Origin of the sequence: Gimesia alba, from assembly GCF_007744675.1 — a bacterium.
Lineage (GTDB): Bacteria > Planctomycetota > Planctomycetia > Planctomycetales > Planctomycetaceae > Gimesia > Gimesia alba.
The window spans coordinates 7,607,643-7,620,830 of the sequence record NZ_CP036269.1 but is presented as its reverse complement, the minus strand read 5'-3'; the positions used below and the strand labels follow the sequence as shown (position 1 = coordinate 7,620,830).

The following is a 13,188-nucleotide window of genomic DNA, read 5'->3' as shown; positions in this document are numbered from 1 at the left end:
CGAATTTGTTTGACGGGTCGAAATCATACGGGAGGTGCGGGGAACGATGACGCGAGGAACAGGCCGCCGCACTCGACTGGAAACCCGCTTAAATTCTCTTGAAACGCCGATCTTTCTGGTTGATGCGTCGCGAACCATTCTTTTTTTTAATCGTGGTTGTGAAAATATTCTAGAGTGGTCGGCTGAGGAAATTCTGGGCCAGACGTGTGATTATGCTATCGACACAGACGCCGATGAGTGCGAATCCGTTTGTAATTTATTATGCCCTCCTCCGGAAGTGTTTAGAGGAACCAGGACTGAAGTTCCCCGCTATCTGCTTTCGCATAGCGGAAAAACATTACCATGCGTGATACGTTTTAGCCCCTTGCTTGATGAGCAACAGCAGACAAAGCTGGTTCTGGGAATCATTGACAGAATTGAAGAGCCTCATACTTTACCAACGGCCTCTCCCTCTCAACAGTTACACGCTGAGCTTGCTGCACTGCGATTGTCCTTAAGAAACCGGTTTCGTTTTTCGACAGTTATCGCGAAAAATGATGCGATGCAGCGTGTCTTGCGTCAATTGGAGCTGGCAATCAAGACGACACAACCGGTCCATTTCTGGGGTGAGACAGGCACAGGAAAGGAGCACCTGGCAAGAGTGGTTCATTTCGAAAGTGAGCAACGAAGAAAAATATTTATTCCTCTGAATTGTGCCGATCTGCCACCTCGGGAACTAAAGCAAACAGTGAAAAAAATCTTTGAAAGAGATTTTGAAGATTCGGTGCCTCTTGAACCGGGGGTAATTTTTCTTTCGCAGATTGAATCTTTGACGCGTGATATTCAGGAGTTGATTTTAGCAAATTATCAATCGGCGACTCACAAAGACAACGTTCGATTAATGACGGCCAGTTCTTTTTCGTTAACAAATCTTTTAGATCAAGAACTGCTTCTGCCTGATTTTTTCTATCTGATCACGACAATGGAACTCAGAATTCCTCCTTTGCGCGAGAGAAGAGAAGATCTGGAAGTATTGGCTCAACATTTTCTGGAAAATGAAAATCGGTATCAGCAGAAACAGGTGAGTGGTTTCGCACCGGGTGTACTCTCTTTGTTTCAGGATTATTTCTGGCCTGCGAATCTGGACGAACTGACAATGATTATTCAGGCTGCGTTCCAGGCAACATCAGAGCCGTTGATTTCTCGGGAGTCGTTGCCCTTACGATTGAAGACAGGTATCGATGCGCGATCATTAGGACCGGCCTTGTCTCCCACTGTGAAGCCTCTGGAAGAAACGCTACGTCAGGTTGAGGCCGAGCAAATCATGCACGCCTTGGAGATTTCAAAAAACAATCGAACGGATGCAGCCAGACTCTTGGGATTGACCAGGGCAAAATTGTATCGACGAATGGACGCGCTCAATATTCGTTTCGATGACGAGCTTGCCTCAAGGCAAAACGAATCGAAAAAAGTTTGAAACTGGGTATTCTACGTGGATTGGTGGCAGTCTGTCGCGGCTTTGAGAGGCCTGTAGACGAATTTGAGAATTGGGATTTGCGCAGATTCGAACATCATTACAATTCGCTCTCCTTCAATGTTTCTTTTGGAATCCGCCGTACAGGAGTAATCGGTTGAAAATTCAGAGTCGCACTGTTTTGGGTGTTATCAATTATTTGGTCGTATTTATCATCCGGATGATCTTTAAGACAACCCGTCTTGAATTTGTCGGAGATAGTATCGAACGTTGTCCATTCGCTGATACGGGTGATGAACGATTTTTATATAGTGTCTGGCATGATTCAGTGATCCCTCCACTTTTTTGTGCTGTCAAACACAATAGTGTGGCACTGATCAGCCAGCATCGAGATGCTGATACAATTGAAGCGATGTTGAAGGCAGCTGGAATGGGCGCCATTCGTGGTTCTACGACTCGAGGAGGGGCTAGTGCGATCAAAAAATTGATCACATTGGCAGAAGGCAAGCATATTGTCATTACTCCAGACGGACCACGGGGACCCCATCATAAAATGAAATCAGGCATTGTATTCCTGGCATCACATTCAGGAAGAGCAGTCATTCCTAACGCTTTTTCAGCTTCAAGCTACTGGAAATTTCAAGGGAGTTGGACGAGTATCTGGATCCCCAAACCATTTTCGAAAGTCTATTATCTGGTGGGTGAACCGATCTACATTCCGAAAGACATCTCTCGTGAAGAGATGAATTCCTACACCGATTTAGTCCAGGAAAAAATGGAAGAACTGGAACAGGAATTAAAGCAAATTGTTTGCAGTGAGCCAGATCCGGAAACCGTTCCTTTCAGGAAAGCTGCCTGAGGATGAGAGGGGAATTCGTCCTCTCAAATTTTTTCTGCTTTTCTAATTGTTTCGAAGTGACAAAATTGCAATCGCTTACCAAGGCAGTATAACATGACGCATTGCTCGACATGATCTCATGCCTTGCTACTGCGCTCGTTTGATTTCGGTTTAAGCTCTATGTCACTCAAAGTTACTAATATTCGCTTACCGGTTGAGGTTCCAGAACAAGAACTGGCAATTCATATTGCAGAAAAACTGGGAATTCCGGCCGCAGAAGTTCAGAGTTTTCGAATCATCAGGAAAAGTCTGGATGCCCGTTCGCGCCAGGACTTACGCTTTGTTTATTCGGCAGAGGTCCAGGTACCCGATGAATCAGGCGTTCTGAAAAATCTTCGCGAAGATTCCTCTGTCCAGGCTTATTCGGAAGTTCCTTTTCTGGATCCTGAATCTGGCACGCAACCACTTGATGAACGCCCTGTCGTTGTTGGTTCAGGACCTGCGGGGTTGCTGGCCGGATATTTCCTGGCGCTCAAAGGATACCGACCTTTGATTATTGAACGCGGCTTTCCAGTCAAAGAGCGCGTTCCCGAGATCAGACACTTTGATAAAGGGGCTGACTTTCAAAACGAAAATAACTACCTGTTTGGTGAAGGGGGCGCTGGCTGTTTCAGCGATGGTAAACTCACTTGCCGATTGAGTGGACCTGATGTGCAGTGGGTGCTGGAGCGTTTTGTTGATTGTGGTGCGCGGCCCTCAATCGTCTATGAACATCGTCCCCATTTAGGCAGTAACAAGCTTCCCATGATCTGTCGAAACTTTCGGCGGAAGATTGATGCATTGGGTGGTGAGTTTCGATTTGAGTGCCGCCTTGAGGGAATTGATGTTGCCAATGGTCAGATTCAGGGCGTTATGACATCGTCTGGGTATCTTAAAACATCTCAGGTGATTCTGGGAATTGGCCACAGCGCCCGTGATACTTATCACATGTTATACGAGTTGGGGGTCCCCCTGTTTCGTAAGGCATTTCAACTGGGGCTGAGAATCGAACAGCCTCAAGAGCAGGTCAACAGCCACAAATATGGTCGTGATGAATACCTTTCACTGCTGGGCGCTGCAGACTATACGATGATCACAAAAGGCAAGCGTGATCTGTATACATTCTGTATGTGTGCCGGGGGAATTGTGATGCCTAGCATTTCAGAGCCCAAGATGTTCTGTACGAATGGCATGAGCAATTCCAGACACGATACCGGGTTCGCGAACAGTGGCATCATGACTACCATCTATCCCGAAGAATTTGGGAGTGAGCATCCTCTGGCAGGAGTTGAGCTCCAGAGAAAATACGAAGCAGTTGCTTTTGAGTTAGGTGAGAAAAATTACTACTGTCCTATTCAGCGTCCCGCAGATTTTCTGAATGATCGAAAAACTGATCCAGGATTTCGATATCAAGGCACGTATCAAAGGGGAGTCGTCGCTTCAAATTTGAATCAGGTCCTGCCCCCAGTCGTGATTTCACAGATTCAGAATGGCCTACCGATCATGAATCAAAAGTGGCATGGCGCATTTTTAGAGAATGCCGTATTAGTCGGCCCTGAAATGCGTGGTAGTTCTCCCATCCGCATTGATCGAGACCGTGAAACCTATCAAACTCCTGGCTTTCGTGGTTTATACCCAGTGGGTGAGGGGGCCGGTTATGCAGGAGGTATTGTTTCAGCGGCAGTGGATGGCTTGCTTAGTGCGAAAAAACTGGTGGCTCAATTCGCACCCCTTGGATCCGCGACTGTTTAAGAATTATTCACCATCAATAATTTTGTTGATGGATTGGTCAATGGCTTTCAGGTAGGCATCCAGTTTCTCGAAAACCTCTTGCGTAAATTGATCGCATTTCAGTAACTCAGCAACCTGATTGCGCACGCTGATATCTTCCACACGTCGTTTCTCAACCCCTTCAGGTACCTCACGGACCAGGCGGATTAATTGTTCGTTCGTGGGGATAAATCCTAATTCCAGATGCTCAATCAATTCCGAGGCAAGTCGCTCCGTGTCGGAGAACATTTCCCGTAATGTGAGTTGGCTTGGAGCGCGTTTCACTATTCCTGTCTCCCTTCCAAAGATCAAAGAACATTGATATTAGACAGGCTCTTCCAGTAGAGGGTCAAGTGTATTTTCTATTCAGCTTCCATTAAGATTGAACCAGCATCTGTTTGTGTTCAAATAGTCGCTGGACAAAGGTCTGAATGTGTGACGCTGCTTCAGACTAAGCTGGCAACATGAGACCAGATTTCGTTCCCGATCTCTTCGATGGACCGGAGTTGGCCTTCCTGCAGACTATCAATTTTTTGCCAATGCTGATTTTGATCAGCCAGTTGCTGATAGACCTGTCTGACATTGGCTAGGTAGGACTGGTCGGCTTCCTGCAGGTCGGCTACTTTATCGGTATAGGAGCGTGCCTGTTTTTCTGCGACCAGTTTTTGAGCATGGTCAGCAGGCAAATCTAGCAGAACTGTCAGATCCAGCCGAGGCATGTTGTAAATTTCATATTCAATTTGTTCGATCCACTGAATAAATTCAGCACGCTCGTCTCCAGAAAGTTTTGCTCCCTGATGCGCGATATTGGAAGAGATATAGCGATCAAAAATGACAATCTGATTTGCCTCGATCATTTCAAGAATATGATCGCGCGATTCAAATCGATCTCCTGCATAAAGCAGCGACGCCAGAAATGGGTGGACTTCATCAAGAGCGCCAAAGCGTCCATTCAGAAAATCTCCAATCGACTTTCCGAATAAAGTTTGATCATAACGGGGAAACCCAATCAGGCTTGAAGTAATTCCTTCTGCCTCACATCTGGCATGCAGTCGGCTTGCTTGTGTTCCTTTACCTGAACCATCAATGCCTTCAATCGCAATTAATACAGCCACGCAAACGCTTTCTTTATAACTGAAATGAACTCGGTGTCGCTTTTTAATGATTTGGGGACAAGCTGTGATTGAAATGGGTTTGATACCAACTATGGTGAAATGCGGTCCGCTTCAAGATATTCACGGTGATCCTGCTGACCGCGCACTGCTACAAAATTTCCCAGGTCCGCTTTTGAACCACGACAGAGGACCGGGGCATACCAGCGATCTGTTCCCCGAACCCAGCCAGGCTGCTCGTCACACTTGCGTTCGATCAAAACCTCCAGATCACGATCAATCAAAGTACGATAGAAATTTTGTGCTAATTGCCGTTCGAGATCAGCCAGTTGCTGGCAGCGTTCCTGACGAATTTCCGGAGAAACCTGATTTTCATAAGTAGCCGCGGGAGTCCCTTTTCGGGCGCTGAATGGGAAAATATGAATTTTCATGAATGCAGCTTCCTGGCAGGCACGCAGCGTCTCTTCAAATTCTGCATCTGTTTCACCTGGAAATCCAACGATGACGTCCGTCGTAAATGAGGGATGGTCCAGTCGTTCCCGCATCATCTGCAATTTTTCCAGAAAACGACTGACATAATATCGACGTTTCATTCGTCGCAAGACCGTATCCGATCCACTTTGAAGTGAGGGGTGAAACTGGGGGCAAAGATGTTCGCAATCCGCGGCTGCAGAAATAAAATCATCATTGATTTCTGCTGTTTCCACGCTGGAGAGCCGCATCCGCCAGTCACCGGGGATCTGATCCAGCTTGCGAAACAGGTGCCAGAGCCGGAAAGGAGGCTTTCCGGATTTACCGCGTGTGGTATCGACACCAAAATGGCCGACATGAATTCCTGTGAGCACAATTTCTTTGAATCCATTTCCGACCAGGCGGCGGACCTCTTCTTCAATGTCCTCAGGTGAGCGACTTTGTAAGCCCGGACGTACTTGCGGAATGATGCAGTAGGTGCAACGCAGGATACAGCCATCCTGAACTTTCACATAAGCTCGTTTGCGCCCTTCAAATTCAGAAATACCGGTGGGCATATCAACGATTCCGTGCCGCTCCAGAACATCAGGCAGTTCCCGCTTATCGGTCACCACTTCAAACACGCTGGGCAGCTCAGAAACCGTTTTCGGATCGCGCGTGGCATAGCAGCCCATGACGAGAATTTTCGTCCCGGGATTGTTCTTCGAGAGCTGACGAATCAGCTTGCGGCCCTTCGAATCGCCTGTCGCTGTGACCGTGCAGGTATTCACGACGCAGAGATCTGCGGTCTCCGTCTCTGTCGCCTCGCGATAACCGTTTTTCTCTAGCGCTTCTTTTACGAGTTGAGTTTCGTACTGATTGACCTTACAGCCTAACGTGACCAGTTGGCATGTTTTATCAGTTTTCGGAGATTTGAGTTTGCTGAGTGTCATGATATTGCAGCTAATATTCTTAATAGAACCGACCTTCTGCTCTCTTTGTGATGCAGAATGAGAGGTCACAGTTCAATGATCTGAATTCAAGGGTTCTTCCAGGATGCACTATCTGAAAGAAATTTCCTGTATTCGATCTGGAAATCAATCTGGACAAGCCGCATAGTATAATCAGAGTGAAACCAGACTTCGAGCGGCAGAAACCAATTGTCTGCTTCGTTTTTACTACATTTAAACGCCTGCTGAAAAAACGTTATAAAAGGCCCACTATGTTCCTGAATTGCATGAAGCGTAAGTCATTTTCGAGTAGTATCTTATGTCTTGTGGTTTTGTCGGTTCAGTTGGCGACAATACAACCCGGGTATTCTGAAACGCCTCCCACTGTACAGGAGAAGCCGGCTTATCAGAACGCAGTCGTTGCCGCAGATCACCCGTTAGCAAGTGCTGCCGGAGTGTCCATTTTGAAAGCAGGTGGCAATGTTGTGGATGCGGCCGTGGCGACTTCCTTTGCGCTTTCCGTCCTCAGACCAGCCAGTTGCGGCTTAGGTGGCGGGGGCTTTATGGTGATCTGGGATGCAGAGCAACAAAAATCGACCGTCATCGATTACCGGGAGCGTGCGCCTGCAGCTGCGACTCCGGAGATGTATGCCAAATTGCCGGGTACTGACAAGCAGCGTCAGCTTGCAAGTCGTCAAGGGCCGTTGGCAGTTGCTGTCCCATGCACCGTGGCCGGGTTGTGCTATGCTGTGAAAGAATATGGAACGCTGGATCTGAAAACGGTGATGCAGCCAGCGATTTTGATGGCCCGCAGAGGGGTGCCTATCAATGGCCATATGCGATCGGTGCAAAGCTCGATGTTAAAGCGAATCAAGAATGGGACATTAGATCCCGATCGATTTCAGACGCTAATTGACGAGTATTTGAATCACGGCAAGCCTTGGAGCGAGAAAGACCGTTTCTTCAGCCCGCAACTGAAAGCCCTGGAATTAATCGCTGAAAAAGGGCACGCTGGCTTTTACGAAGGACCGGTTGCCGATGCCATTATTGCCACTTGTGGCAAGCAGAGTGGTGGCATTTTGACTCACAAAGATTTAATTGAAACTCAACCCGTGATCCGAAAACCGCTCTCGACCACCTTTAACGGATATACAATTATCACGATGCCTCCCCCTTCCAGTGGAGGCATCGCAATTATTGAATCGTTTAACATGATTCATTCTCTGGAAAAGCAGCTCTTGAACCAGCCTTTCGGGAAAATGGAATATCACTCACCTCAGCAAATCCATTTGTTAGTAGAGGTTATGAAACATGCATTTGCAGATCGGGCTGAATATCTGGGGGATGCGGATTTTGTTCCCGTACCCATTCAAAGACTGACAGACAAAAAATATGCAGATCGGCTGGCTTCACGGATTGACTCAAAGAAAACAAAAGCATTGAAAGACTACGGTCGTTATTTGCCTCCCCAGGATGCAGGGACCAGTCATTTTTCAGTGATGGATTCTGCGGGAAATGCCGTAGCTTGTACCGAAACCATTAATCTGACGTTTGGTAGTTATGTAGTGGTCCCTAAATATGGGATTGTGTTGAATAATGAAATGGACGACTTTGCCGCCATTTCAGGGAAGCCGAATGCCTTCGGTCTGATCCAGGGTAAAGCAAATGAAATCGAACCTGGCAAAAAACCACTCTCCAGCATGTCGCCAACGATTGCCGTCAAAGACGGAAAAGCTGTATTTTCTGCAGGTGCGTCTGGTGGTCCTAGAATTATTTCCAGTACACTGCAGGTTCTACTCAACATGATTGTGTTTGGAATGAATCCGGAGCAGGCGGTCGAGTCGCCGCGGATTCACCATCAGTGGGTACCTGAGGATCTACTGATAGAAAATAAATTATTTGAGCAGGTGGGTGGGAAACTGAAGCAGTTGGGACACGTGCCGAAAAAGAGTTCCAGCCTGGCAGCGACGCAGGCTGTCTCCCGGCAACCAGATGGTTTACGCGGCCACAGTGATTCCCGCAAACATGGCGCTGCAGCCGGTTATTAGCAGGCACCCCTCAGTGAATGGAACCATGAACTGGCAATGAATCTACGTGAGGAATTAATTTTCCTGGGACGTGATTTTCTTTTCAATGTCCGTTTGTGTTTCCGAAATCAATTTTTTGACGACGTCTGATTCTTCCGTTTCCGTTTGTTTTTTCAGTGCCTCGATTGCTTCCTGGGTTCCGATGGCTTGCAAAATTTTGCAGGCTTCAATTCGCATTGAAGAATCGGGATGACTCAAAAGTTCGAGGACTGGTTTTTCTGCGATTGGTCCCATGATCTTGAGTGCCCTGCGGGCATCTTTCAAGTCTGCACGATTGGATAAGCGGCCGATGAGCACATCTGCAGTGGTCTCTGAATGAATGGTAGGCAGAAGACCAATAATTTCTTTACGTACCAGAATCAATTTTTCATTTGCCAATAATGTGGCAAATGCTCTTGTTGCTTCATCGGTCTGCCAGACAGCCATGGCATTCACATGTTCTTTCATGCGGAAGCCTTCTTTGGCTAATGGTAACGTTTCAGCCAGAACGGAAGAAACGCGTTGCAGATGATCGCTGTCGGGCTTCATGCTGGCTAATTCTTTGCAGGCTGTGTCATGGGCAAACGAACTGGTTCCGGCAATCACACGCAGTGCCCAGTCAATGGTTTCTTCGCCGGGACGTGGTTTTAAGTCCCGATCATTCATTTCCTTGTCAGATTTTTCTGGCTTGGGATCAGGTTGTTTTACTGTTGGTTTTACGGGAACTGGCTCTTCAATTGATTTCATTGAATTCGCGTTTGCCGAAACCTTCACAGAAGGATCTGCCTGCATAGATTTTGCTTGATTCCTGACTGCCAGTGCATTCAGTTCCTGAAGTTGAGTGTCGACGGTGATAATCCTGTTTTGGAGATCGATTTCTTTAACTTTGCCCCATTTGAGTTTCTGGGCGAACGCAAACAGGTCTGCAGGGATAGGACGCACGACGAGGACTAGCTGCTTACCAAATACGAAGTGCTCAAAATCATCTTTTGAGCCAGATTCTGCTGATGGCTCCTGCTTTTGCAATTCGATAGTGGATGGTTTTAAAGTCGAGGAGCGGAGATTCTGCTTGAGAATAGGCAGCGCCATGACTTCATTACCACTTACACCCTGTACAATGATGGCGACTCCCGGATTTTTGCTATCCAGAGTCCGTTTTCTTGTTTCGCTAATGATATTAGTACCCGGAGCCATCGGTTCCGGTTTCTGCTGTAATTTCTCTTTTGCTGCCACAGGTGAAGCAGCAGTTGATTGTTCAGTTGCGGGCCGTTTTTTGGGTGTTGCTTTTGACATCTGAGTTGAACGTGAACGTGACGGCGCAGAGTTGTTGCCAACAGGAGCAAAGGGATTCGAATTCGCCCGACGTTGACTGGAATTATCCGATCCTCCGCATCCAGTCAGAATTAATGTGATGGTGATCAGGAACGCGACGGAATTTAATTTACGAATGAGGACCAACATAAGGGCTCGGTTCTACCAGTTTTCAAAAGGCGATGATGTACAATCGTTGAAACGCAACAGATTGTGATCGATATAGAGGAACGGGGGCAGGTAACTCAGGATGTCTGGTCAGATAGACATAGTGCATTACGCCGCACTCGTTATAGAAGCCAGATGTATATAGAATACTTCTGTTACAAGGTAGATGCAATACCTTGTATATGCTCTATTTTACCAAATTGCGCCATTTGATGGTAAAAACGGAATTATCCCCAGTATTGTGCCATTTTGGCTCTGAGAAAAGCCACACTTTCCTGGAGTTCTTCCATCCCGTTCACCCCATCTTCTATGCTGATCCAGCTATCAAAGCCGACTTCTTTGAGTTGGGAAAAGATCGTGTCGTAGTCATTCAACCCTTTTCCGATTACCCCATGGCTGAGTCGGCTGGCATAACCGAGACTGTTTTCTTCTTTACGTAAATCCTCAATGGTGCCTTCAATCAGGTAGCGATCACTGGCATGCATGGTCACGACGCGGTCTTTGATACGTGCCAGTAATTCCAAAGGATCTTCACCCGCCAGAATCGTGTTACTGGGATCATAGTTGACGCCGAACCAGGGCGAATCGATTAGTGAGACAAGATCACAAAAGACATCCGCCATCTGTGCAAATTCTGGGTAGTCCCAGTAATTATCTTTATAATGATTTTCAATAATCAGAGTGATTCCCAATTCTTCGGCCAGAGGGAGACAGGCCTCAATCGAAGAGACGGCATACTGAATGCCTTCCTCGCGCGAAACTTCTGGCCGTCTCTGACCTGAGAGGACGCGACAGTATTTTCCACCCAGAGCTGCCGTCATTTCCATCCAGAACTTTTCATGCTCAATCTGCTCGTTGCGAAACGCTTCATCCGGGTGTGTGAAGTCTGGAGAACAACACATCATCGGAATTTCCAGTCCCTGATCGGTGGCCATTTTTTTGGCTTCCGGCCAGAAATTTTTGTCCTTCATTTCCAGAAAGCCGGCATAAAATTCCAACCCATCAATATCCAGGGTTGCAGCCAGATCAATCCACTGTCGAAGGGTCATCTCTCCGGAAAGGCATAATTCGTCCATAAAGGCTTTGGGAAATGCAGCTAGTTTTGGCATGAAAAGTTCCATCAAGTCAGAATTGAAATACGGTCAGGTTTATCAGTGTTGTTAATTTGAAAAACCGAGTCAGAGACTGTCTGTTTCAGGGAGTGAGCACCGCTTTGACGATTTCACCGGAATGCATAGTTTCAAAGGCGGTGTGCCAGTCACTCAATGACCAGATCCCACCGATGATGGGTTCAATATTCAACTGACCCGTTGTCAGCAACCGAATCACGCGTTCCCAGATCGGCCAGTTATGACTGAAGCTGCCTTGCAGACGGATATTTTTTTGAACCAGCGGATCCAGAGAGAAACCCAGTGGTTGAGGCCCCCAGCCGACTTTGCTGATCCAGCCACCTGGACGGACAATTTCCAGCGACTTTTTCAAAGTGACTGATACGCCAGCTGCGTCCACAACGCCATTAACGCCCAAGCCATCTGTCTCCAGTGTCCAGTCATCCAGCCCTTCGATAATCGGCTGACAGCCATAAAACCGCTCGGCGATTTCCAAGCGTCCTTTGTCTCGCTCCAGACCGACTACAGCGACTTCAGCTCCTTGTAAGCGAGCCATGGCAGCACAAAGTAACCCGATGGGGCCGGGGCCAAAGACCACAATCCGGTCTCCAGGTTGAATATCTCCATTCATCACGACCGCGTTATAGGCAACACAACACGGTTCGGTCAGCGCTGCTTTTTCTAATGTCAGACTGTCAGGAACGTGATGCAGACAGCGTGCTGGAACGCGCACAAAACGAGTCATGGCGCCATTAACGCCGTATCCAAACCCTTTGCGGGTGGGATCCAGATTATAGCGGCCTTCACGTGACATTGGGTTGTCGGGATCGATGATGGCTGCCGTCTCACTGACAACGCGATCTCCTATAGACCAGTTTTTTACCAGATCTCCTGCCTTGGAAATCGTCCCGGCAAATTCGTGACCCAGTACAACCGGATAATTCACAGGCCAGCTATGGTCGGCCGTCCATTGATGTAGGTCGCTGCCGCAAACTCCCACAGCAGAAACTTCAAGCAATACCTCATCTGGTCCAATCTCAGGAACGGGAATGTCCTGTAATTCGACAGAATTTGCTTCCGGCGCATAATTCACAACCGCGGTTTGTGTTAATTCAGCCGTACTCATTTTTGACCTCCAATCGCAACATCGCCGTAAGCGTGAACTTTTTCACAAATCATTCTGAGCGAGTCTTCCAGATTTCCGCTCGCCGTTTTGAATGAATCGGCGTCGATTGTCAACGGTGCTCCGAGGACAACAAGGGGTGCCCCATATTCGGGTGTGCGGATGGCCTGTTCTAAAGAGAGTCCGCCGACAGCCTGCACCGGAATATTGACGGCTTCGACAACATCCTTTAGTTGATCCAACGGGCTGGGCATTCGCTCTCCCCGTGCGGCAATTCCCCGACGTTCATCGTACCCGACATGATGAATCACATAGTCACAGCCCAGGTCTTCCAGTTTTTTGGCGGCGGAAACCATGTCATCGGCCAGATTATCACCCATCACTTCTACACCGTGATCTTTGCCCGCTTTGACTACACAATGAATCGTTTCTTCATGTGCTCGTGACATGACTACAACATGAGTGGCACCTGCCTTGGCCATCATCTCAGCCTCGAGATAGCCCCCGTCCATTGTTTTCAAATCTGCGACGATGGGGGTTTCCGGAAACTGCTTGCGAAGCTCCCGCACGCAGTTTAAGCCTTCTGCCAGAATCAGGGGAGTCCCTGCTTCCAGCCAGTCAACACCCGCGCGCATGGCCATAGCGGCCGTTTCCAGAGCTTCTTCAATATTGGTCAGATCTAATGAGATTTGTACGATCGGTTTCATGAAACCTGTTTCACTTTCTATCTATTTGATAATCAATGCAGGACAGGACAGGTTTTGTTCATCGGTGCCAAACATTCGAGAACAGTGGTTTC

General features: G+C 47.7%; 11 protein-coding genes. 4 read left to right on the top strand and 7 right to left on the bottom strand.

Annotated elements, in window-relative coordinates:
- Positions 1-46: 46 nt before the first annotated feature.
- From Pan241w_RS28560 to Pan241w_RS28550, 3 genes are all read left to right on the top strand, one after another.
- A complete protein-coding gene (locus Pan241w_RS28560; RefSeq protein WP_145222858.1) occupies positions 47-1,456 on the top strand; it encodes a sigma 54-interacting transcriptional regulator in 1,410 nt (469 codons plus the stop codon).
- A gap of 154 nt (positions 1,457-1,610) precedes the next feature.
- Positions 1,611-2,312, top strand: coding sequence for a lysophospholipid acyltransferase family protein (locus Pan241w_RS28555; RefSeq protein ID WP_145222856.1), 702 nt, complete (start codon positions 1,611-1,613; stop codon positions 2,310-2,312).
- A 159-nt stretch (positions 2,313-2,471) separates the two neighbouring features.
- Positions 2,472-4,082: an NAD(P)/FAD-dependent oxidoreductase gene (locus Pan241w_RS28550; RefSeq protein WP_145222854.1), complete on the top strand. Its 1,611-nt coding sequence runs from the start codon at positions 2,472-2,474 to the stop codon at positions 4,080-4,082.
- A 3-nt stretch (positions 4,083-4,085) separates the two neighbouring features.
- On the opposite strand, the gene Pan241w_RS28545 is transcribed toward Pan241w_RS28550, so the two are convergent.
- From Pan241w_RS28545 to mtaB, 3 genes are all read right to left on the bottom strand, one after another.
- Entirely contained in the window at positions 4,086-4,385 is a 300-nt protein-coding gene (locus Pan241w_RS28545) for a hypothetical protein (RefSeq protein WP_145222852.1), read from the bottom strand.
- A 161-nt stretch (positions 4,386-4,546) separates the two neighbouring features.
- Entirely contained in the window at positions 4,547-5,215 is a 669-nt protein-coding gene (locus Pan241w_RS28540; RefSeq protein WP_145222850.1) for a nucleoside/nucleotide kinase family protein, read from the bottom strand.
- An 89-nt stretch (positions 5,216-5,304) separates the two neighbouring features.
- Positions 5,305-6,615, bottom strand: a complete 1,311-nt coding sequence (gene mtaB / locus Pan241w_RS28535; protein ID WP_145222848.1) for a tRNA (N(6)-L-threonylcarbamoyladenosine(37)-C(2))-methylthiotransferase MtaB — start codon at positions 6,613-6,615, stop codon at positions 5,305-5,307.
- 284 nt (positions 6,616-6,899) lie between these two features.
- Here mtaB and ggt point away from each other — a divergent pair, with 284 nt between their 5' ends.
- Positions 6,900-8,660, top strand: a complete 1,761-nt coding sequence (ggt, locus tag Pan241w_RS28530; RefSeq protein ID WP_232107303.1) for a gamma-glutamyltransferase — start codon at positions 6,900-6,902, stop codon at positions 8,658-8,660.
- A 54-nt stretch (positions 8,661-8,714) separates the two neighbouring features.
- Here the strand turns inward: ggt and Pan241w_RS28525 are convergent, their stop codons facing one another.
- From Pan241w_RS28525 to Pan241w_RS28510, 4 genes are all read right to left on the bottom strand, one after another.
- Positions 8,715-9,971, bottom strand: coding sequence for a HEAT repeat domain-containing protein (locus tag Pan241w_RS28525; RefSeq protein ID WP_198000213.1), 1,257 nt, complete (start codon positions 9,969-9,971; stop codon positions 8,715-8,717).
- 413 nt (positions 9,972-10,384) lie between these two features.
- The gene (locus Pan241w_RS28520) at positions 10,385-11,266 is read right to left on the bottom strand and encodes a sugar phosphate isomerase/epimerase family protein (protein ID WP_145222843.1); all 882 of its coding nucleotides are present in this window, start codon (positions 11,264-11,266) and stop codon (positions 10,385-10,387) included.
- Positions 11,267-11,351: 85 nt separating this feature from the next.
- Complete coding sequence (locus Pan241w_RS28515; RefSeq protein ID WP_145222841.1) at positions 11,352-12,392, bottom strand: zinc-binding dehydrogenase; 1,041 nt, start codon at positions 12,390-12,392, stop codon at positions 11,352-11,354.
- Entirely contained in the window at positions 12,389-13,096 is a 708-nt protein-coding gene (locus tag Pan241w_RS28510) for an orotidine 5'-phosphate decarboxylase / HUMPS family protein (RefSeq protein WP_145222839.1), read from the bottom strand. The genes Pan241w_RS28515 and Pan241w_RS28510 overlap by 4 nt, the downstream gene beginning before the upstream one ends.
- Between the last annotated feature and the right edge of the window lie 92 nt (positions 13,097-13,188).

Coding starts and splice junctions, on each gene's coding strand:
- Pan241w_RS28520 (WP_145222843.1), bottom strand. CDS start 11,266: ATGCCAAAACTAGCTGCATTTCCCAAAGCCTTTATGGACGAATTATGC.
- Pan241w_RS28525 (WP_198000213.1), bottom strand. CDS start 9,971: ATGTCAAAAGCAACACCCAAAAAACGGCCCGCAACTGAACAATCAACT.
- ggt (WP_232107303.1), top strand. CDS start 6,900: ATGAAGCGTAAGTCATTTTCGAGTAGTATCTTATGTCTTGTGGTTTTG.
- Pan241w_RS28510 (WP_145222839.1), bottom strand. CDS start 13,096: ATGAAACCGATCGTACAAATCTCATTAGATCTGACCAATATTGAAGAA.
- Pan241w_RS28550 (WP_145222854.1), top strand. CDS start 2,472: ATGTCACTCAAAGTTACTAATATTCGCTTACCGGTTGAGGTTCCAGAA.
- Pan241w_RS28560 (WP_145222858.1), top strand. CDS start 47: ATGACGCGAGGAACAGGCCGCCGCACTCGACTGGAAACCCGCTTAAAT.
- mtaB (WP_145222848.1), bottom strand. CDS start 6,615: ATGACACTCAGCAAACTCAAATCTCCGAAAACTGATAAAACATGCCAA.
- Pan241w_RS28515 (WP_145222841.1), bottom strand. CDS start 12,392: ATGAGTACGGCTGAATTAACACAAACCGCGGTTGTGAATTATGCGCCG.